The following is a 22,173-nucleotide window of genomic DNA, read 5'->3' on the forward strand; positions in this document are numbered from 1 at the left end:
TGATGGATTGTGAACGCAGAAATTATTGCGGTTGGCTCAGAGTTACTTCTTGGGCAAATTGTCAATACAAATGCACGGTTTATCTCCCAGCATTTAGCAGGTGCAGGCATTAATGTCTATTATCATACCGTAGTTGGAGATAACCCTGATCGTTTAAAATCAGCTATCGAGATTGCCGAAGACCGATCTGATTTGATTATTTTTACAGGCGGTCTGGGGCCAACGAAGGATGATTTGACGAAAGAAACGATTGCAAAGCATATCGGTAAGGAATTAGTTTTTGACGAAAATGCCTTGGAGTCAATTGAGGCATATTTCAAAAAGACAAATCGTCAGATGACAGAAAATAATCGGAAACAAGCACTTGTATTAGAAGGTTCTTACGTTTTGGCCAATGATCATGGGATGGCACCGGGAATGGTGGTTGAGAGTAAACGGCATGTTTATATGCTTTTGCCTGGACCGCCGAAGGAAATGGAACCGATGTTCATTGAATACGGTCTTACGGCATTGTCATTGCAAGTAAAGAGCAATGATAAAATTGTATCCAGAGTGCTGCGCTTTTTCGGGATTGGCGAAGCCGCATTGGAAACTGAAATTATCGATCTCATTGATTCACAGAGTAATCCTACGATTGCGCCATTAGCTGGAGATGGTGAGGTAACCTTAAGACTGACGGCGAAGCATCAGGACCATGATACGGCTATTAAAATGCTCGATGAGGTTGAGCAAAAGATTAGTGCCCGAGTCGGACAATTTTTATATGGCTATAACAATACATCGCTAGTTGAAGAGTTAAGCAAAGTTTTAAAAGCGAAGAATGTAACGATTGGGGCTGCCGAAAGCCTGACAGGCGGAATGTTTCAGAAGGAGTTAACCTCCGTCCCCGGTGCAAGTTCGATTTTAAAAGGCGGCGTGGTTTGCTATACAAATGAAGTGAAACACCAGGTGTTAAAAGTGAAGCAGGAAACTATTGATATGTACGGAGTTGTAAGTGAGCAGTGTGCGCTGGAATTAGCTGAAAATGTTTCAAGTCTTGTAGGTGCGGATATTGGCATCAGTTTTACAGGTGTTGCCGGACCGGATGAACAGGAAGGAAAGCCGGTTGGTACGGTTTATATTGGACTTTCTATTCAGGGACGGCCGGGTGTTGTGGAAAAAGTAATCCTTGCTGGTTCAAGGGAAGCGAACCGGACCCGTGCGGTGAAATTTGGTTATTATTATTTGCTTAAACATTTAAAAGAATCACAGAATGCTTAGAGGCGTTCTGTGATTCTTTTTTGTTTTGATGGTGGTTTTGATTGGGGGGATGAGTGGTGGGGAATAAAGAGGTGGACGTGGAAAATAAAACGGGGAAAGTGGAAAGTATTTTGTGAAAATCGGAAAATAAAATACTTCAAGTGGAAAATAAGGACTTGAAATACCTAATTTTCATCAAAAATTTGACTCTATTTTGATAGTACCTTGGATTAATAGTCTAATTTTCGGGTCTTTTAAGGGTATTGGAAAAAAAGATGGCTCAAGTGGAAACTAAATAGTGTAAACTGGAAAATTTTATACTCTAACTGGAGAATAATATGGAATATGTGGTAAGTACAATCAATCGCCAAAAAATTAAAATGTAATTATCAGATAATAATTGGAATTCCTTTATTTGCCTTGGACAAATTCATATAAAAGTTCCATTTATCCGACGGATTTACCTGTTTTTACATATAGATTCCACGCAATTTAGTCGAATGAATGTTCGTCTTTTTTCTCGACAAAAAGATGAAAAGAGGTTATATTATTAATAGGTTTTAATTTAATAGTTTGTGGCTTTAATCATTATATTTATATATATGAGGAGGAACGATTTAGTGAGTGATCGTAAAGCGGCTTTAGAAATGGCTCTAAAGCAAATAGAGAAGCAATTTGGCAAAGGCTCAATCATGAAAATGGGTGAGCAGACAGAAACAAAGATTTCAACAGTACCAAGTGGATCATTAGCACTTGATACAGCTCTTGGTGTTGGGGGATATCCAAGAGGACGTATTATCGAAATATACGGACCGGAAAGCTCGGGTAAAACCACAGTAGCATTACATGCAATTGCAGAAGTACAAGCAAAAGGCGGCCAAGCAGCGTTTATCGACGCCGAGCATGCACTCGATCCAACTTATGCACAAAAGCTTGGTGTAAACATTGATGAGTTATTATTATCACAGCCAGACACAGGTGAACAAGCCCTTGAAATTGCTGAAGCACTTGTTCGAAGCGGTGCAGTCGATATTATTGTTATCGACTCAGTAGCAGCCTTAGTTCCAAAAGCGGAGATTGAGGGCGAAATGGGAGACGCTCACGTAGGTTTACAAGCACGTTTAATGTCTCAAGCCCTTCGTAAACTATCAGGTGCTATCAATAAATCAAAAACAATCGCAGTATTTATTAACCAAATTCGTGAAAAAGTTGGAGTTATGTTCGGAAACCCCGAGACAACACCAGGCGGTCGTGCGCTTAAGTTCTATTCAACGATCCGTCTTGAAGTCCGCCGTGCAGAAACCTTAAAACAAGGAAATGACATGGTCGGTAATAAAACAAAAATTAAAGTCGTCAAAAATAAAGTTGCACCTCCATTCCGTACAGCAGAAGTGGATATTATGTATGGTGAAGGGATTTCTAAAGAGGGTGAGATCATCGATCTTGGCTCAGAATTAGATATCGTTCAAAAGAGTGGTTCTTGGTATTCTTATAATGACGAAAGACTTGGCCAAGGACGTGAAAACGCGAAACTATTCTTAAAAGAAAACCCTGAAATTCGTCTGGACATTCAACAGAAAATTCGTGATCACTACGGATTAGATGGAGATAAGACTGTTACCGAGACAGACGAACCAGATCAAATTGAACTAATTGACTAATAAAAAAGAGCAAATCCGGACATCGGCTTTGCTCTTTTTCAAAAGAATGAATTTCAATACATAAAAATGTATATTTATTCAAAACAAAATTCCTCCAAAGTTTGTAAATCATTGAACAATTTCAAAATATTTCTAACGTCTGTCTGTATCTACCCTTGACAATAAATTTGCGCACATTTACAATTAACATGTATATTTTACATTTTTGGAAATATTACATTGAAAAGCCATGGTGCTTGCTGTATGTTGAGTCTAAACAATGTACATGCCGACACTTAAAAATGTAACAAAAGTTCATAGCAAGAGGAGGTGTAACGATGGAACCAATTACACTCATCTCCATTTTGCTTGGCCTTATCGTCGGTGCCGTTGTTGGCTATTTTATTCGTAAATCCTCTGCCGAAACAAAAATTGCAGGAGCAAAGAGTGCTGCAGAGCAAATCCTTGATGATGCAAAGCGTGATGCTGATGCATTGAAAAAAGAGGCATTGCTCGAGGCGAAGGATGAAATTCACAAGCTTCGTACTGAAGCTGAACGTGAGGTTCGTGAACGAAGAAATGAACTGCAAAAACAAGAAAACCGTTTACTGCAAAGAGAAGAGAATTTAGATCGAAAAGATGAATCGTTAAATAAGCGTGAAACTCTTTTAGAAAAGAAGGATGATTCTCTAAACCAAAGACAACAGCATATTGAAGAGATGGAAAGCAAAGTGGACGAGTTGGTTAGAACACAACAAAGTGAACTCGAACGAATTTCGAGCTTGACGCGCGAAGAAGCAAAAGCGATTATATTAGATCGTGTTGAGCAGGAACTTTCTCATGATACAGCCATAATGATCAAGGAAAGTGAAAATCGAGCGAAAGAAGACGCCGACAAGAAAGCAAAAGAAATTTTATCGCTGGCAATCCAGCGTTGCGCTGCTGACCATGTTGCGGAAACAACTGTCTCTGTAGTCAACCTGCCGAATGATGAAATGAAGGGTCGTATTATCGGCCGTGAGGGACGTAATATCCGTACTCTTGAAACATTGACAGGGATTGATTTAATTATCGATGATACGCCAGAAGCTGTCATTTTATCAGGGTTTGACCCAATTCGTCGTGAAACTGCACGACTTGCACTGGAAAAACTAGTTCAAGATGGTCGGATCCATCCTGCACGTATTGAGGAAATGGTAGAAAAATCTCGTCGGGAAGTTGATGAGTATATTCGTGAGGTTGGAGAACAAACGACATTTGAAGTCGGTGTTCACGGGCTACATCCGGATCTTATCAAAATTCTTGGCCGTTTGAAATTCCGCACAAGCTACGGGCAAAATGTTCTTAAACACTCGATGGAGGTTGCACAGCTTTCAGGGCTGCTTGCAGCTGAACTTGGAGAAGATGAAACATTAGCACGCCGAGCAGGATTACTTCACGATATCGGAAAAGCGATTGACCATGAGGTGGAAGGAAGCCATGTTGAAATCGGGGTTGAACTTGCTACGAAGTATAAAGAACACCCTGTTGTCATAAACAGTATTGCTTCTCACCATGGGGATACAGAACCAACATCCATTATCGCTGTACTTGTGGCTGCAGCCGATGCATTATCTGCAGCTAGACCAGGGGCACGCAGTGAGACTCTTGAAAACTATATCCGCCGACTAGAAAAGCTCGAAGAAATTTCCGAGTCATATGAAGGCGTTGAAAAGTCATTTGCGATACAAGCTGGTCGTGAAGTTCGAATCATTGTTAGACCAGATGCAATCGATGATTTGGCTGCACATCGCTTAGCACGTGATATTCGTAAGCGCATTGAAGAAGAACTTGATTACCCAGGACATATTAAAGTGACAGTTATCCGTGAAACACGGGCTGTAGAATACGCAAAATAAAGCGGTGCATTCGCACCGCTTTATTTTTTGCCTAAGATTAAAGGGATTAATATTGTGTTACAATTTAAGATAGAAGATAATTTTAGAGAGAAAGGGTAAAAAAATGAATATATTATTTATCGGTGATGTTGTAGGGTCACCAGGCCGAGATATGGTCAAAGAATATTTACCTAAATTAAAAGAGAAATTCCGCCCTAATTTTACAATCATCAACGGAGAGAATGCAGCTTCAGGAAAAGGAATCACGGAAAAGATTTACCGTGAATTTTTAAGTTTCGGGGCGCAGGCAATCACACTTGGGAACCACGCTTGGGATAATAAAGAAATCTTCGAATTTATCGATAGTGCCAAAAATATGGTCCGGCCTGCAAATTTTCCGGAAGGGACTCCTGGCAAAGGGCTTGGATTTTTTAAATTGAACGATGTTGAAATTGCTGTGATAAATTTACAAGGGCGTACCTTTATGGCTCCATTAGACTGTCCTTTTAGAAAAGCAGATGAATTGGTGGAAATTGCACGTGCTCGGACCCCATTTATTTTTGTTGATTTTCATGCTGAGGTAACGAGTGAAAAGCAAGCGATGGGCTGGTATCTTGACGGCCGAGTCTCAGCTGTTGTTGGGACTCATACACATGTTCAGACAGCGGATAATCGTATCTTGCCTGAAGGGACAGGATATCTAACCGATGTTGGAATGACGGGTCCTTATGATGGGATTCTCGGTGTAGAAAGGGATGCGGTTCTCAAGAGGTTTCTAATGAGTCTCCCAGTTCGCTTTGAAGTGCCAAAAACAGGCCGAACACAGCTAAGTGCAGTAATGATTGAATTGGATCGGAAAACCGGCAAATGTAAAAAGATCGAGCGAATCTTAATAAATGATGACCATCCATGGTATTCTTAAACCCTTCTATATGCAGGGTTTTTTCGCATTTTAATTGAACTTTTTTTGTCCAAGCCGGAATATGTTTTTTGCCGCCCGAATATAGTAGCAGTGGAGTATTATATATACCTGATTGGTTCATGAACTGCTCATGCGGGATCGGGATTAAACAAGGAGGAGCTAGGAATGGAAATATTAAAAGTTTCAGCAAAGTCTAATCCTAATTCTGTAGCTGGTGCGCTTGCCGGAGTTCTTCGTGAAAGAGGGGCAGCGGAGATACAGGCAATTGGTGCGGGTGCATTAAATCAAGCCGTTAAGGCAGTAGCGATCGCTCGAGGATTTGTAGCACCTAGCGGAGTTGATCTGATTTGCATCCCTGCGTTTACCGATATTTTAATAGACGGGGAAGAACGCACAGCTATAAAGCTCATTGTTGAGCCGAGGTAAACAAAGTAGAAAGTATTAAATAAAGGGCTACAATAATCAATCCTTTACCTGCCGGTTTAAAGCTGAGCAGGTATTTTTATGTAAATTTACCAGTGAAATTATTATATTGGTATATATAAAACAATAGTAGGATATAGGATATGGACAATAAAAAAACTGTAGTAGGACAGCATGATTCTACGTTTTTTAATTAACAATTTAATTCGATAAAACATTACCAAAACAGGCAGTTTTTTAATAATAAAAAAATATTCATATTTTAGTCAATATTTTTATTTAAAGGGTTGCAATTTTTAGTTCATAGGTCTATTATTGTAAGCGTTTAGTACGTATCTAAATATAAAACACTTTTTGGCTTTAAAGTGTAAAAGTCTAGTGGTTTACTTGGAAATGTGCTATAGTATTAGATGATTAGTTTACTTATTTTTTACATATCCAAAGGGGTGTAAGTCATGATCAATCAACTTTCGTGGAAAGTTGGAGGACAACAAGGGGAAGGTATTGAAAGTACTGGGGAAATCTTTGCAATTGCATTGAATCGCCTGGGGTATTACTTGTATGGTTATCGTCACTTTTCTTCACGTATTAAAGGCGGTCATACAAACAACAAGATTAGAGTAAGCACTACAGATGTTCGTTCAATTTCTGATGATCTTGATATTCTTGTTGCGTTTGACCAAGAAACGATTGACGTTAACTACAAAGAACTTCCTAGCAGCGGCGTAATTCTTGCAGATGCAAAGTTTAATCCAAAGAAACCGGAAGATACGGAAAGCTCGTTGTATGCGGTTCCATTTACTGAAATGGCTACAGAATTAGGTACTTCTTTAATGAAAAACATGGTAGCAATTGGTGCTACATCTGCGGTATTAGATTTAGACATTCATGTTTTTGAAGAAGTAGTTCGTGAAATTTTTGGTAAAAAAGGCGAGCAAGTAGTTGCGAAGAACATGGATGCAATCAAAGCCGGCTTTGAGTATATGAAAGAAAAAATGGATGCTAACGTTCCAACAATGGAACTTGCAAAAGCTGATGGTAAAAAACGGATGTACATGATTGGTAATGATGCCATTGCTCTAGGTGCTATTGCAGGTGGATGTCGTTTTATGGCAGCATATCCAATTACTCCTGCTTCAGATATCATGGAATATTTAATTAAAAAATTACCTGCTCTTGGCGGAACAGTTATTCAAACTGAAGATGAAATTGCTGCATGTACAATGACAATTGGTGCAAACTATGGCGGCGTTCGTGCCCTAACTGCATCTTCTGGCCCTGGGTTATCATTGAAGATGGAAGCAATTGGCCTTGCAGGTATCACTGAAACTCCAATTGTAATTGTTGATACACAGCGTGGAGGTCCTTCAACAGGATTACCAACAAAGCAAGAACAATCAGACTTAATGGCCATGATTTATGGTACGCACGGAGAAATTCCAAAGATTGTTATGGCTCCAAGTACGGTTGAAGAGGCTTTCTATGATACAGCAGAAGCGTTCAACCTTGCTGAAGAATATCAGTGCCCAGTAATTGTTTTATCTGATCTTCAATTATCATTAGGTAAGCAAACAGTGGAACCACTTGATGCTTCTAAAGTTGAAATTAGACGCGGTAAACTTGTAACTGAAGAACTTCCTGAAATTGAAAACAAAGGTTATTTCAAGCGTTATGAAGTAACAGAAGATGGTGTATCACCGCGTTCAATTCCAGGAATGAAAAATGGTATTCACCACGTAACAGGTGTTGAACACGCTGAGACTGGTAAACCATCTGAATCAGCAGCAAATCGTATTGCTCAAATGGACAAACGTTTCCGTAAGGTTGAAAATATTCGTTTTGATACACCTGTTTATAAAAATGCACCACATGAAGATGCTGATCTCCTAGTTGTAGGTTTCAACTCAACTCGTGGGGCTATTGAAGAGGCAATGGGCCGATTGGATAAGGACGGAATGAAAGTTAATCATGCACAGGTTCGTTTAATCCATCCGTTCCCATCAGACGAAATTCTTCCGCTTATTCGTTCTGCGAAAAAAGTACTTGTTGTTGAAAATAATGCAACAGGTCAGCTTGCTAATATTATGAAAATGAATGTTGGTCATGCTGAAAAAATTACGAAGTTTGTTAAATATGATGGAAATCCATTTTTACCACATGAAGTTTATTCAAAATGTAAGGAGTTGTTCTAAGTGGCCACTTTTAAAGACTTTAGAAATGATGTAAAACCGAACTGGTGCCCTGGCTGTGGCGACTTCTCTGTACAAGCTGCAATGCAACGTGCAGCTGCAAATGTTGGTTTAGAACCTGAAAATCTTGCGGTTATTTCTGGGATTGGATGTTCTGGTCGTATCTCTGGTTATATTAATGCTTACGGCTTCCATGGTATTCATGGACGTTCACTTCCAATTGCTCAAGGTGTTAAAATGGCAAACCGTGATTTAACTGTAATCGCATCCGGCGGTGACGGTGACGGTTATGCTATCGGTATGGCACATACAATCCATGCGATTCGCCGTAATTTAGACGTAACGTATATCGTTATGGATAACCAAATTTATGGTTTAACAAAAGGTCAAACATCACCACGTTCTGCTGAAGGCTTTAAAACAAAGTCAACTCCAGGTGGGTCTATTGAACAAGCAATTTCTCCAATGGAAATGGCATTAACAGTAGGTGGTACTTTTGTAGCACAAAGCTTCTCAACCGATTTAAAAGATTTAACAGCTTTAATTGAAGCTGGAATTAAACATAAAGGTTTCTCTTTAATTAACGTTTTCAGTCCTTGTGTTACTTACAATAAAGTGAACACATATGACTGGTTTAAAGAAAACTTAACAAAGTTAAGCGACATTGAAGGTTATGATCCATCAAACCGTGAAATGGCTATGCAAACATTAATGAAGCATAATGGCCTTGTGACTGGTCTTATTTACCAAAACACTGAGCGTGCTTCTTATCAAGAATTAATTAAAGGATACTCTGAGGAGCCTTTAGTAAATGCTGATCTTAACCTTGATCAAGCGCATTTTGATAAACTAGCAGCAGAGTTTATGTAATAGAATTTGTAAAAACCCGTGGGTACGAACCACGGGTTTTTTTTATCAACTCTATGAAATTCCAAATTCCTCCTTTCGAAGGTTTAATCTCTAGCTGCTTAGTCTACACTTTATGTATTACGTGAGGATTGTCACATATTTTTTTTGGAAAATAAGCTACAATTAGCCATTGAGCGGTGAATTCTACAAAGGTATATTTTGATTGCCCAACCATTTTATCGCTGGTGTGTAGATAGGGATTTTCTATTGTTTTCATTCCTATAAACCTTTATACTATAATAATGTGCAGATTATTGTGCACCCTTTCCAAACTGCAAATAAATGGTAAGGACTGCCAAATTTAATTTTCATAGAGGAAGCATCTTATGATTAAAATCAAGAAAGGAGATTTTTCCTGATGAATGAACAACAACGTTTAGATAGTAAACAAGTAAAGTCTGCTAATTCTTCGGACAAAAAATCCGCCAAGGATTACAGTAAGTATTTTGAACAAGTGATAACGGCTCCTTCGTTAAAGGAAGCGAAAAAGCGCGGAAAAGAAGAAGTTAAGTATCATAACGATTTTTCCATTCCGGAAGAATTTCGCGGCATGGGTGAAGGGCGTAAATTCTATATTCGCACCTATGGATGCCAAATGAATGAACATGATACAGAGGTAATGGCAGGAATCTTTTTAGCTTTAGGCTATGAGCCGACAGATAACACGGAAGATGCCAATGTTATTCTTTTAAATACTTGTGCCATCCGTGAGAATGCAGAGAACAAGGTTTTTGGTGAATTGGGTCACTTAAAGGCATTAAAAATGGAAAAACCCGACCTGCTTTTAGGTGTTTGCGGCTGTATGTCCCAAGAAGAGTCTGTCGTCAATAAGATTTTAAAAACCTATCAACAGGTTGATATGATTTTTGGAACCCACAATATTCACCGCCTGCCAAACATTCTGCATGAAGCCTATATGTCAAAAGAAATGGTGATTGAAGTTTGGTCTAAGGAAGGCGACGTAATTGAAAATCTTCCAAAAGTCCGCCGCGGAAATATTAAGGCATGGGTAAACATCATGTACGGTTGTGATAAATTCTGTACGTACTGTATTGTGCCTTACACACGTGGAAAAGAGCGCAGCCGTAGACCGGATGAAATTATTCAGGAGGTTCGTCATTTAGCTGCACAAGGATACCAAGAAATTACACTTCTTGGTCAAAACGTGAATGCCTACGGCAAAGACTTTGAGGATATCAACTACGGTCTAGGTGACTTAATGGATGAGCTAAGTAAAATTGATATACCAAGAATACGTTTTACCACAAGCCATCCACGTGATTTTGATGACCATTTGATTGAAGTGCTTGCCAAGGGTGGCAATTTAATGGATCATATCCATTTACCTGTTCAATCCGGCTCAACGGAAGTACTAAAAATCATGGCTAGGAAATATACGAGAGAACAATATTTAGAGCTTGTTCGTAAAATAAAAGCTGCGATTCCAAATGTTGCATTATCGACTGATATCATCGTTGGATATCCAAATGAAACGGATGAACAGTTTGAAGAAACCTTATCACTCTACCGTGAAGTTGGGTTTGAAATTGCTTATACATTTATTTATTCTCCACGGGAAGGTACTCCTGCTGCCAAAATGCAGGATAATGTTCCGATGGAAGTCAAAAAAGAGCGTTTGCAGCGTTTGAATAATCTTGTGAACGAGCTTTCTGCTGAAGCAATGAAAAAATATGTAGGCCAAGTCGTGGAAGTCCTTGTCGAAGGTGAAAGTAAGAACAATCCAGATGTTCTTGCAGGATATACATCTAAAAACAAGCTTGTTAACTTTTTTGCTCCCAAAACTGCAATTGGCAAGATTGTAAAAGTAAAAATTACAGATGCAAAAACATGGTCATTAAACGGAGAAATGGTGGAGAAATTCGAACCGGCAGAGGTGAAGTAAAGTGACGAAGTATACAAAAGACGATATCGTCGCTCGTGCAACAGAGCTAGCGCGTATGATTGCGGAAACAGAGGAAGTTGATTTTTTCAAGCGGGCAGAAGCACAGATTCATGAAAACCCTAAAGTTAAAGTATTAATTTCTGATATTAAAGGGTTACAAAAGCAAGCGGTAAACCTGCAGCATTATGGAAAACCGGAAGCTTTGAAGAAAGTGGAAGACAAAATTGCATCCATTGAACAAGAATTGGATGAAATTCCTGTTGTCCAAGATTTTAAACAATCACAGCTTGAAGTGAATGAATTACTACAGATCATAGCTTCAACGATTTCTAATACGGTTACCGATGAAATCATTACTTCAACCGGCGGAGATGTATTGATGGGTGAAACGGGTGCCAGCTTGAAACATGGCGGCAGTGCTTGCGAAGGCCACGATGATTGTGATCACGAACATTAAAAATTGTAAGCCAGGCTTTTATAAAGCCTGGTTTTTCTTATGATTAGGTTATGTTAAAGGACAATGTTGATTTTGAACAGCATTGATTGGAGCGGAAATCAACAACCAAGTTTAACAGAGCCTATGATTAAATACCTTCTAAGTCCAGCACGCCCTTCATAAAAATAGGAAGAGACCTCAAAATCCTGATTACTTCGGAACATACATAAATATCCCGCATAAAATGAATCATGACTAAACTTTTAACCAGTGTTCTTCAAAATATATCGCACACTAGTCTAAATATTAGCATAGGATGAAATGAAACTGAATGAGGAGGGTTCGCGCGAAATGGGAGAATACAGAGAGATAATTACGAAAGCCGTAGTCGCGAAAGGACGTAAATTCACCCAGTCCAATCATACGATTAGCCCGGCGCATAATCCAACAAGTATTCTTGGCTGTTGGATTATCAACCATAAATATAACGCGAAAAAAGTCGGCAAGACAGTAGAGATACACGGCTCCTATGATATCAACGTTTGGTATTCATATAATGATAATACTAAAACAGAAGTAGTGACCGAACGTGTTCAATATTGTGATGTCATAAAGTTAAAGTATCGTGACCATGACTGCCTTGATGACAATGAAATTGTTGCACGGGTGCTGCAACAGCCGAATTGTTGTGAAGCCGTCATTTCCCCTAATGGTAATCGCATCATCGTCCATGTTGAAAGGGAATTCCTTGTCGAGGTAATTGGCGAAACAAAGGTTTGTGTAGTCATTAACCCTGAAGGATGCTCCTGTGACGATGAAGAATGGGGAATGGATGTTGACGACGAAGAATTCGAAGAACTAAACCCAGATTTCTTAGTCGGCTCAGAGGAAGAATAAAGATACTAGGAAGTTTTTACTTCCTAGTTTTTTCTTTTTTCTTTGCAGGGGATGTTTTCAGACTTTTGATTAACAAATTCTGCATTCGTCCTGTTTATAATAAAGGTAAGGGAGTAAGGAGAATGAAAATCTATCAGTTACAGTTAAAATGCTTTAAACTGGATGAAATGAAGAAATTTTATACAGAGGATTTAGAAATGGAACTCATAAGTGATGCAGAAACTTATTTTGCAGTAAGGGCGGGGACAACCAAACTAATATTTGAACTGGACAATCATTCACCATATTATCATGTTTGCTTCCGGACAAACTCGGAATACTATGACAAAATGTATGTGAAACTTGCTGAAAGAAAGCTTTTATTACCGGATGAAGACGGGCATTACAGCATGTTTTGGCAAGGAAAACAAGCGTATTTTCATGATCCGGACGGTAATATTCTCGAAATGCTTGAAAGACCTTTTCACTGGGGAGAAAATCGGCCGAAATCCTCATGGTATGATGTTGGAGAGATTGGTTTGCCCGTTCCTTCCGTAAAGGATATGCAAAATCTTTTGTTTTCGAAAGTATCCGACAATCAAAAAGAGGAAAGTGAAACCTTTGCTTTTTATGGAGATAAACAGGGGGTTTTTGTGATTGTAAGGGAGGGAAGAAATTGGTATCCAACAGACCGAAGTGCAACGATTCATCCTATTACCGCTATTGTGTCCGGGTTACAGTCGGAGAGGTTCAATCATCCTGATCTTCCGTATACCATCATTGTGAGAAAGGAATGGAATGAAAGTGTTCCAGCAGTACAATTCCGGATGGCACGTCCAACGAATCAAATCGATAAAATAATTGAATTTTATCGAAATGGCATTGGTTTGGAACAGATTGGCGAGTTTCGCGGCCATGAAGGGTATGATGGAGTGATGTTCGGTCTGCCTAATAACAGTTACCATTTAGAATTTACTCAGTCAGAGGAAAAGGTGGAATTGCCAATCCCGACAAAAGAACATTTACTAGTTTTTTACCTTCCTAATCAGTTTGAGTTGGAGCGAATGATACATAGACTGTCGGCGATGGGGTACGGTGAAGTCACCCCTGAAAACCCTTATTGGGGAAGAGGCGGTGTTACGATTGAAGATCCCGATGGCTGGCGAATTGTCTTGATGAATTCTGTGGGCATTTAAAAGGATTGAATGATTTGAAGGGAAAATAAGCACCCTATCTCTAGGAGGTGGGTTGTGTATGAATCCAAAACAGCCTGGAAATAAAAAGCTGCCTGATTTTGACAAATTAAATGACCGGATCATTGCGGAAAGACCATCCGAGCCCATGTTAGTGATTAAAACCAATCTTGATTCAAAAAATGTAAAGGAAGAAAATCCTTATTATCATGGAGAAAACACAAAAGAATTTCAAGAATTTTTTGATGAATAGAAAAAGCCAGTGATTGCTCCTGGCTTTTTAAATTGTCTAGATCAAGCGCCTTTCTTTTTCCCATTCAGGCTTTAATAACGAAAGGACATACGTGTCATGGGATTGATTATTTTGTTTGATGTAGCCGCGAAGTAATCCTTCCTTTATGAAACCTATCTTTTTAAGAAGGTTAACTGATGCCACATTTTCGGGATATACAACCGCTCCAATCCGATATAAATCTAATTTTTCAAAACTAAATTGTAAAACCTCATTAATTGCCTCAGATGTATATCCATTTCTCCAATAATGAGGGTGTATTTCGTATCCAATCTCGGCTCGTTTATTTTTTAGCTGTAATCCATTGAGTCCTATAGTACCAATAAACTTTTGATTCCCTTTTAAGACAATCCCCCACGAATCCCTCGTTTTTCAATAAAATTTCTTTGAAACATATCTATTAATCTTGAAGCTTCAGCAGGGAAAGTAAAACGGTCAGTCCCATAGTATTTCATTACTTCGTCTAATGATAAAATTTCATATAGGCTGTTCACATGCTGGTGGCCAATTTCAATTAGCCTAAGTCTTTTTGTTCCTAAAATGGGAAATGCCATCTTATCCCTCCATTCTTTTTCATTTCAAATCAGTTTTTCAATTATTTTTACTGTATACTCAGTGTATTACGTTGCATATAAAAAAGGAAGGAAAAAAGGAAGTGAGTGGGGAAAATGAGCACGGATCATTATATCAAACTAATAGAAAATGAATTATTGCCTAATATACAATTAATCTCTCCCAATCCATTTGACCCCATTTTTGTTCGAAATCAGTCGAAGTCATGGATAACAATTGGAAATGGAAATTATGCCGGTGTTTTTTCACATGGTTCTGATCCAGGTCGTGTTGTCAAGGTTTACGGAAGAAGTCCTGAGGAACTGAAAAAAGAAATTGAAGTCTATAAGCGATTAGGTAATCATGAAACTTTTTCGAATTTAATAGCTTATGGGGAGAATTATTTAGTACTAAAAAAGCTTGAGGGAATTACGTTGTTTAATGCAATCATAAAGGGAATTCCGATACCGGAAACGGTAATAAAGGATATTGATCGTGGCTTAGACTATGCCAGATCAGTTGGTTTAAACCCCTATGATGTTCACGGGAAAAATGTCGTGATGTATGAGGGAAGAGGCTATATCGTAGATGTCTCGGATTTCTATAAAGTGGGATATTGTAGTAAATGGGATGATCTGAAAAAAGCCTATTATAAAATTTATCAACCATTTTTATTAAAACATCATCCAAGGATTCCTTTTTTTATCATTGATGGGGTTAGAAAAGGATACCGGGTTTATCGGAAATTAAAGAAGCGAAGGAGTTGAGTAAAATCACTCTTCTCTTATTCTATGAATATAGTTAAAAAATAGTAAAAGGGAAGTATTATTTTCCAATATTCTGATACTATAGAGGGAAGAAGGGAGGAAGGATGAAATGCAGTTTCCGTTCTATATCTTTGGAATACACCCCCATTTTTTATTCGAATCACTTGCTTATTTCATCGGCTTTCGCGTTTATTTATATACAAGAAATAAGGAAAGGATTCCAATAGACAAAGCATTGTGGGTTGTTGTCGGTGCTACATTAGGTGCAGCTTTGGGTTCAAAACTGCTTTATTGGTTTGAGGACCCCAAAAAGACGCTGGAACATTGGAATAGTATCCTATATTTAATGGAAGGGAAAACCATTGTCGGTGGTTTATTGGGCGGATTAATTGGGGTGGAAATTGCGAAGAAATGTATCGGATGGACACGTTCCACTGGAGATGATTTTGTTCTTCCTCTAGCAGTGGGTATGATGATTGGGCGGATTGGCTGTTTTTTAACTGGGTTAGATGATCATACCTACGGGGTTGCAACAACATGGTTTACAGGTGTGGACTTTGGCGATGGTGTAAAAAGGCATCCAACACAGCTGTATGAAATTTTTTTCCTAGGAATTCTTGTATTCTGTCTGTTTCAAATGAAAAGAAAAAAATTCGGTTGGGAGGGGCTTTTGTTTCAACTCTTCATGCTTAATTATTTAACGTTTCGCCTTTTAATTGATTTTATCAAACCAACACCGCATCCTTATTGGGTTTTTAATAATATCCAAATTGCTTGTTTGCTTGGAATTACGTATTACATATGGCTGGTAAACAAAAAACAAACCGAAAAGAGGAGAGCACTTTATGCCTAATCGTCCGTATTTGTTTTATGAATTGACCAATAGTATTTGTTCCACCTGTTTGCGAAAAGTCGAAGCTAAGGTCATTATTGAAAATGAAAAGGTTTACCTCGTGAAGAATTGTCTGCAACACGGCAGGGAAAAGGTCTTAATTTCAACAGATGTTGAGTATTACAAATGGTGCCGTGAGTTTATTAAGCCTTCGGAAATGCCATATCGCTGGAACACACCAATTAAATATGGATGCCCCTATGACTGCGGTCTATGTCCCGACCATGAACAGCACAGCTGCTTAACACTACTTGAAATTACCGAGCGCTGCAATTTAAAATGCCCGATTTGCTATGCAGAATCCTCCCCGCAAAAGGGAACCTTCCGTAGTTTAGAAAAAATTGAGTTTATGTTAGATCAAATTATTAAAAACGAACGGGAACCGGATATTGTGCAAATAAGCGGTGGGGAACCAACGATTCATCCGCAGTTTTTTGAAATTCTTGATCTCGCAAAATCAAGACCAATCCGGCATATAATGGTCAATACAAACGGCCTCCGGATTGCTAATGATAAAGAATTTGTGAAGAAGCTCGCCACCTATTCACCAGGATTTGAGATTTATCTCCAATTTGATAGTTTTGAAAAAGATGCACTTGAAGAATTAAGAGGCGTAGATTTAAGAGATATCAGACAAAAGGCAATCGAAAACCTAAATGAATACAATATTTCTACGACACTAGTAGTTACTTTGAAAAAAGGGCTAAATGATCACGAAGTAGGAAATATCATACAATACGGCCTGCAGCAAAAATGTGTTCGCGGTGTGACTTTCCAGCCGATTCAGGCGGCAGGCAGATTAGAAGAATACGATCCAGCAGTCAACCGTTTAACATTAAGTGAAGTCCGCCAAATGATCATCGACCAATCCAATGTATTTGGCTCAAAGGATATCATCCCTGTCCCATGTCATCCTGATTGCCTTGCAATGGGTTATGCTCTCAAACTCAATGGAGAGGTTACTCCTTTAACTGGGTTAGTGGATCCAAAGATTCTGTTAGAAGGGGAACGCAATACCATTGTTTTTGAACAAGACGAAACAATCAAAAATATGATTTTCAAATTATTCTCGTTAAATCATTCGCCCGATTCCTCTGCCTTATCGTTAAAGGATTTATTATGCTGCCTGCCAAAGGTGGCGATGCCGGGAGAAATCGGCTATGATAATGTTTTTCGCGTCATTATCATGCAATTTTTAGATGCCTACAATTTTGATGTCCGTTCTGTTAAAAAATCGTGTGTACACATTGCTCATCCAGATGGAAGAATTATTCCGTTTGATACCTATAATTTATTTTACCGTGACGACAAGGAACTTGAGTTACTGAAAATCAGGGAAGAGCTTGAGGGGAAAACAACCGTTAAATAGTTAATTTTAAAGGAGCTGAGTGGTTTGGACCAAAATCAGGATGGGAAAGGCGGAAATGGATCTTTAAAAGACCTTTGGAAAGGGATTGGAATATCAGTTGGGATTTATTTATTAGGTCTTCTGATCATGTTTGCCGTTCCAATGATTACCATTTTTTATATCTTTGTTGCCCCGATTGCCCTTATTATTTTGACCGTTGTCAGCTTTTCGAAAGGAAAAAAACAATTAGGTCAGGGATTATTGATTGGTATTGGTCTTAATATCTTGTTGTTTGCTGCATGTTTTGGTATTATCATTTTCAATCTTGGATGACAAAATGATTCCCTTTAGTGCCAGAGACCTTTTAGAAGGTATCTGGCATTTTTTCGCATAAATTGGTAAAGCTTTGTTTGTTATAAATAATGAATAGTTGTGCATCTGCGGGAATTGGCTCGTCTAATTTTTGATTGATGTGAAGATCACCGCCATCGGCAATAAGAGTGGCTCCTTTGTTAAGAAGATCCAAAAATGCGTCTCGGTAGGTTTTCCAATGAGCTTGTTTTGTAATTTCGAAGACAGATTCCCCTGCCTCAGTGCTCAATAATTCTGAATACATATGTGTTACACCGTGAGAAAAGAGTGATCTAACTGCAGCATGTGAAATCATTTCTTCCGTCGGGATAAATTCATCAACATTGACTTGCTTGAATAATGGTAAATGGTTTTGATTAATGACTTCTGCCGTTACATGGATTGATTTATTTAATTTTTCCTCCATTGTTGTGATGGCAGTGGCAATTAATAACGTTTTCCCATCGACTAACAGGGGATCTTTTTTAGGAAAGGTTTCTTGTGATGATCGATCAGCAAAAATAATAACCCCTTTTGCCTTTGACAAGTTTGCTTGCTTTAGGGTTTCCTCATTTGTAGCATCCCCGCGAACATAAAACAAGCGTTCTTCCATTATTGGTGCAGTTTCGACATGATCAATTACGACAATATCAACTTTTTTATCAGTTTTAAAAATTTCTTGAATGGCTAATTTTGTTTTTTCACTCCATCCAATTAAAATAAAATGATTTTTACCTGTATATTTCATTTTCCCTCCAGCTTTATGCTTTTCAAATAACCTAAATGAGGCAAAGATTTTCCCAAAGAATAAACTTAAAAGGCCGACTCCGGTAATATAAAGAAAAATGGTAAAGGTTTTTCCAGTATTGGTGACAGGAGCATAGTCTCCGAAACCAACTGTTGCCAACGTAGTAAGAACCCAATAAACACTAGTAAGATAGGACTCAAAGGTTTTGGGTTCAAGAGAATAAGCAATAAATGAAGCGATTAAGATGTAAAAAAGAATAAAGGGCAGAAAAATTCTACCCCTTACCATGGTTAGGTAATAGAGGAATTTGATTAATTTCATGCCCATAAAATCATTCCAATCTTAAAAGAGAAACAAATAATTTTCTTTATGTTTCCCGAAATAAACGGTAAATTAAACATAGAAAATACAGTTGTTTTTTATCTACTATATAACAACATTTACTGGAGTGATTGTATAATGCATTCAATAAAAATAATCAAAAAAAATCAACAAAAAACAAGCTTATGGTCGGGTGGAAAAACAACCCAATTGGCTATTTACCCGGAAAATGCGGACTATTCTTTGCGTAATTTTAATTGGCGGATTAGTACTGCTGAAGTAGAAGTTGAAGAATCCCTTTTTACGCACCTACCAGGAATCAATAGAGTCATTATGATTCTTGAAGGTGAAATGTACCTTGAGCATGAAGGACAACGTTCAGTGTATTTAAGGCCGTTTGACCTGGACCGTTTTGATGGAGAGTGGACAACACGGAGTAAAGGGGAGGTAACAGACTTTAATTTAATGTTGGCAAATGGATTTGAGGGGGATCTTTCTGCGATCCATCTTGGAAAAGTGAATCCTGATGTTAGGTTGGTATTAAATGGACAAACTGAGATTTTCTATTGTGTCGATGGAACGGTTCATGTTGACGCAAGTGAAGATGAAGCATTCTTGTTAGAAAAGGGTGACACAATGATTATCAACTCAGAAGTAAGGAATATCACCTTACAAAGGGATAAGGACATTAATACTTCTATTATAAGAGCTAGTATTTATTAAGAGAGAATCTACCTTTTAGGGTAGATTTTTTTATGGGAAAAATACGAAAAAAATTTTTTCTTAAAAACTATTGATAAAAGAAAATTTCTTTCATATAATCAGAGTATGCCTTGAAAGTGCTTTCATCAATTATTGGCCAAATAATGATATAAAGTTTTTCAACAAAATGAGAGAAAAAATTTTATAGACGTTCGAAAGGGCTTACAAAAAAAGGGAAGGTGAATTCAACGTATGACAAGCTTATTGCTTACCTTATTAGCTATTATTATTGTTATAATCGGAGTTTCAGTGTTTAAATGGCATGCATTTATAAGTTTAACAGTCGCAACTCTATTTCTAGCCATTTTTTCAGGTTTATCGATGGATAAAATTGTTAGCGGAATTGAAACAGGAGTTGGCGGTGCTTTAGGTCATTTAGTCGGTATTTTAGCATTAGGTACAATTTTAGGTAAAATGATGGCTGAATCAGGAGCAGGCGTTCAGGTTGCGAATTTCTTCGTTAATAAATTTGGCGTAAAAAAACTTCCATGGGCCATGATGTTAGCCGGTTTTATTATCGGGATCCCTGTATTCTTTGAAGTTGGAATCTTAATTGTACTTCCATTGGTTATTTCAATCCATAAAACATCAAAACAAAATATTTTATTGATTGCCCTTCCAGCCATCGCAGGATTATCTATCGTGCATGGTTTAGTGCCACCGCATCCAGGTGCAATTGCCGCTATTTCGATTTATAATGCGAACATGGGAAAGGTACTGCTATATTCCCTGCTTATTGCAATCCCATCTGTAGTCATTGCAGGTCCAATATTTGCTAAATGGGTTCACAAGCGGGTCATTCCAGAGAATGAGCCTGAATTAATTAAAATCAATATGGCAGCACAGAAATTACCTAGCACAGGATTATCATTCTTTATTATATTACTACCTGTAATCTTAATGATTTTCTCAGCTGTCGCTCCATATATAGGGATTCCAAGCGGAATTACGAAATTTTTCATCTTTATCGGTAGTCCGCTTATTGCACTCTTAATCGCTTGTTTTGCCGCTTTCTACTTCCTTGGAATTCGTCAAGGCATTGATAAAAATGGGATTAAGAAATTTACGGAGGAATGCTTCCTTCCAGTTGGTTCTATCATTGCTATTATTGGTGCTGGGGGCGGATTTAAACAAATCCTTATTGATAGCGGCGTAGGTGCTACAATCGGTGATATGTCACAGAATATCCACCTATCACCACTTGTGTTAGCATTTATGATTGCAGGACTAATTCGTATTGCAACTGGTTCAGCAACTGTTGCTTTAACAACGGCAGCAGGAATTGTGGCACCTATCGTTCAACATATGTCAGGTGTCAATATGGAGCTTCTCGTAATTGTTACAGGTGCAGGTTCACTAATGTTCTCACATGTAAATGATGCAGGCTTCTGGATGGTGAAAGAATATCTAGGCTTGTCTGTTAAGGAAACCTTTAAAACCTGGACAGTATTAGAAACGATTTTGTCATTCGTAGCTTTTGGTGTAGCTTTAATTGTAAATATGTTTATTTAATGAAAAAACCTCCTTCATCGAATACAGGTGAAGGAGGTTTTTTTTATAGATGAAAATTTATTTCGTCTCTTGGTTTATCTTATTTAGATTGGCAATATTTAAACATAAGGCATCGATCATACTTATTTGAGCAATTTGTGATTCAAATCCCACTGATAGGTACTCGATTTCCTCGGTATTGGTATAAAGTGCTACATCAACGTTTAAACTAATTGGGGATTTAGGAAATCCCGTTATTCCAATCGTTTTGGCACCGGTTTCATGAATGATTTTTAAAATATTCATAGTCTCTTTGTTTGACCCTGAATGAGAAATGATAATGGCTGTGTCCTCTTCGGTTAAATGGGAAGCTGACATCAGTTGATAATGGGTTTCCATATAGGAGGAAGCTCTAATACCAGCCCGACCGAGCTTGGAGAAGGCGTCCATGGCAATAATGGCAGAACCGTTTGTACCAAAAACCTCAACCCGTTTAGCGTGGAGGATGAAATCGATTGCCATTTTAATCTTATTATGATCAACGATTTGTAATGTATTTTGTAATGTTCTTATATTTGATTTGAAAATTTTTTCCGTCAGAGTTTTTTCGTTATCCTTAAATGACACTTCTTCATGAATGGTCCGTATCGGAGTCATAATTTCTGAGGCAAGAGCAATTTTCATTGCTTGAAAACCTTTGAAACCAATCCGTTTGGAAAATCGAAACACAGTGGCATCCGCTATATTTAAATCATCCGCTACTTCGTTGATGGTACGGTGAATAATCGTTTCAGGTTTTTCTAATATATAATCAGCAATTTTTTTTTCTTTTTCGCTAAATTTGGCATAGTTGGATCGGATGGAACCTAAACAATTTAGTGTCATACATGAAACTTTCCTTTCAATATGGTCCTAATCTGAGTATAGCATAATTGATGAATGAAAAAAATTTTTTCATGAAACCGTTTGCTAGGTGAAATTTTTTTCGTATAATTAAATTGTATGAAAAAAAATTTCATAAGGTGTAAAATAAGTATAGATT

20 protein-coding genes and 1 pseudogene are annotated in these 22,173 nt (G+C 38.0%); 18 read left to right on the forward strand and 3 right to left on the reverse strand.

Going from position 1 to position 22,173, the window contains the following annotated elements; translation table 11 throughout:
* The first annotated feature begins 9 nt into the window (after positions 1-9).
* The 12 genes from RCG21_RS11635 to RCG21_RS11690 all read left to right on the forward strand — a co-directional run bounded on the left by RCG21_RS11635 (position 10) and on the right by RCG21_RS11690 (position 13,860).
* Positions 10-1,260 (forward strand): competence/damage-inducible protein A, encoded by a 1,251-nt coding sequence (locus tag RCG21_RS11635; RefSeq protein WP_133332416.1) that lies wholly within the window; start codon positions 10-12, stop codon positions 1,258-1,260.
* Between the two features lie 599 nt (positions 1,261-1,859).
* A complete protein-coding gene (gene recA, locus RCG21_RS11640; RefSeq protein ID WP_133332415.1) occupies positions 1,860-2,900 on the forward strand; it encodes a recombinase RecA in 1,041 nt (346 codons plus the stop codon).
* A 317-nt stretch (positions 2,901-3,217) separates the two neighbouring features.
* On the forward strand, positions 3,218-4,777 hold the full coding sequence (gene rny / locus RCG21_RS11645; protein WP_026574920.1) for a ribonuclease Y: 1,560 nt from the start codon (positions 3,218-3,220) through the stop codon (positions 4,775-4,777).
* Positions 4,778-4,880: 103 nt separating this feature from the next.
* The gene (gene ymdB, locus RCG21_RS11650; protein WP_133332414.1) at positions 4,881-5,678 is read left to right on the forward strand and encodes a 2',3'-cyclic-nucleotide 2'-phosphodiesterase; all 798 of its coding nucleotides are present in this window, start codon (positions 4,881-4,883) and stop codon (positions 5,676-5,678) included.
* Between the two features lie 165 nt (positions 5,679-5,843).
* Positions 5,844-6,104: a stage V sporulation protein SpoVS gene (gene spoVS / locus RCG21_RS11655; protein ID WP_003211281.1), complete on the forward strand. Its 261-nt coding sequence runs from the start codon at positions 5,844-5,846 to the stop codon at positions 6,102-6,104.
* A 452-nt stretch (positions 6,105-6,556) separates the two neighbouring features.
* Entirely contained in the window at positions 6,557-8,293 is a 1,737-nt protein-coding gene (locus RCG21_RS11660) for a 2-oxoacid:acceptor oxidoreductase subunit alpha (protein WP_133332413.1), read from the forward strand.
* The gene (locus RCG21_RS11665; RefSeq protein WP_133332412.1) at positions 8,294-9,160 is read left to right on the forward strand and encodes a 2-oxoacid:ferredoxin oxidoreductase subunit beta; all 867 of its coding nucleotides are present in this window, start codon (positions 8,294-8,296) and stop codon (positions 9,158-9,160) included.
* A gap of 397 nt (positions 9,161-9,557) precedes the next feature.
* Positions 9,558-11,102, forward strand: coding sequence for a tRNA (N6-isopentenyl adenosine(37)-C2)-methylthiotransferase MiaB (gene miaB, locus RCG21_RS11670; RefSeq protein ID WP_133332411.1), 1,545 nt, complete (start codon positions 9,558-9,560; stop codon positions 11,100-11,102).
* Position 11,103: 1 nt separating this feature from the next.
* Positions 11,104-11,559: a YlbF/YmcA family competence regulator gene (locus RCG21_RS11675; protein ID WP_308913175.1), complete on the forward strand. Its 456-nt coding sequence runs from the start codon at positions 11,104-11,106 to the stop codon at positions 11,557-11,559.
* Positions 11,560-11,889: 330 nt separating this feature from the next.
* On the forward strand, positions 11,890-12,435 hold the full coding sequence (locus RCG21_RS11680; RefSeq protein WP_026574926.1) for an outer spore coat protein CotE: 546 nt from the start codon (positions 11,890-11,892) through the stop codon (positions 12,433-12,435).
* 806 nt (positions 12,436-13,241) lie between these two features.
* Entirely contained in the window at positions 13,242-13,610 is a 369-nt protein-coding gene (locus RCG21_RS11685; RefSeq protein WP_133332762.1) for a VOC family protein, read from the forward strand.
* Positions 13,611-13,668: 58 nt separating this feature from the next.
* Positions 13,669-13,860: a hypothetical protein gene (locus RCG21_RS11690; protein ID WP_133332409.1), complete on the forward strand. Its 192-nt coding sequence runs from the start codon at positions 13,669-13,671 to the stop codon at positions 13,858-13,860.
* Between the two features lie 36 nt (positions 13,861-13,896).
* On the opposite strand, the pseudogene RCG21_RS11695 reads toward RCG21_RS11690, so the two are convergent.
* Positions 13,897-14,453 (reverse strand): annotated as a pseudogene (locus RCG21_RS11695) (GNAT family N-acetyltransferase).
* A gap of 114 nt (positions 14,454-14,567) precedes the next feature.
* Between RCG21_RS11695 and RCG21_RS11700 the strand changes: the two are divergent.
* The 4 genes from RCG21_RS11700 to RCG21_RS11715 all read left to right on the forward strand — a co-directional run bounded on the left by RCG21_RS11700 (position 14,568) and on the right by RCG21_RS11715 (position 17,791).
* Positions 14,568-15,218: a protein kinase family protein gene (locus RCG21_RS11700; RefSeq protein WP_133332407.1), complete on the forward strand. Its 651-nt coding sequence runs from the start codon at positions 14,568-14,570 to the stop codon at positions 15,216-15,218.
* A 109-nt stretch (positions 15,219-15,327) separates the two neighbouring features.
* A complete protein-coding gene (locus RCG21_RS11705) occupies positions 15,328-16,071 on the forward strand; it encodes a prolipoprotein diacylglyceryl transferase (protein ID WP_133332406.1) in 744 nt (247 codons plus the stop codon).
* A complete protein-coding gene (locus RCG21_RS11710) occupies positions 16,064-17,479 on the forward strand; it encodes a radical SAM protein (RefSeq protein ID WP_308913176.1) in 1,416 nt (471 codons plus the stop codon). The genes RCG21_RS11705 and RCG21_RS11710 overlap by 8 nt, the downstream gene beginning before the upstream one ends.
* Before the next feature lie 24 nt (positions 17,480-17,503).
* Complete coding sequence (locus RCG21_RS11715; RefSeq protein WP_308913177.1) at positions 17,504-17,791, forward strand: hypothetical protein; 288 nt, start codon at positions 17,504-17,506, stop codon at positions 17,789-17,791.
* A gap of 31 nt (positions 17,792-17,822) precedes the next feature.
* Here the strand turns inward: RCG21_RS11715 and RCG21_RS11720 are convergent, their stop codons facing one another.
* Positions 17,823-18,884, reverse strand: coding sequence for a potassium channel family protein (locus RCG21_RS11720; RefSeq protein ID WP_308913178.1), 1,062 nt, complete (start codon positions 18,882-18,884; stop codon positions 17,823-17,825).
* Positions 18,885-19,016: 132 nt separating this feature from the next.
* Between RCG21_RS11720 and RCG21_RS11725 the strand changes: the two genes are divergently transcribed.
* Positions 19,017-19,601, forward strand: coding sequence for a HutD/Ves family protein (locus RCG21_RS11725; protein WP_308913179.1), 585 nt, complete (start codon positions 19,017-19,019; stop codon positions 19,599-19,601).
* A gap of 231 nt (positions 19,602-19,832) precedes the next feature.
* Positions 19,833-21,152 (forward strand): GntT/GntP/DsdX family permease, encoded by a 1,320-nt coding sequence (locus RCG21_RS11730; protein WP_133332401.1) that lies wholly within the window; start codon positions 19,833-19,835, stop codon positions 21,150-21,152.
* 57 nt (positions 21,153-21,209) lie between these two features.
* On the opposite strand, the gene RCG21_RS11735 is transcribed toward RCG21_RS11730, so the two are convergent.
* The gene (locus tag RCG21_RS11735) at positions 21,210-22,016 is read right to left on the reverse strand and encodes a MurR/RpiR family transcriptional regulator (RefSeq protein ID WP_308913180.1); all 807 of its coding nucleotides are present in this window, start codon (positions 22,014-22,016) and stop codon (positions 21,210-21,212) included.
* Positions 22,017-22,173: the final 157 nt, after the last annotated feature.

This window comes from Bacillus salipaludis (assembly GCF_030938565.1).
In the GTDB taxonomy this organism is placed as follows: Bacteria; Bacillota; Bacilli; order Bacillales; family Cytobacillaceae; genus Neobacillus; species Neobacillus salipaludis_A.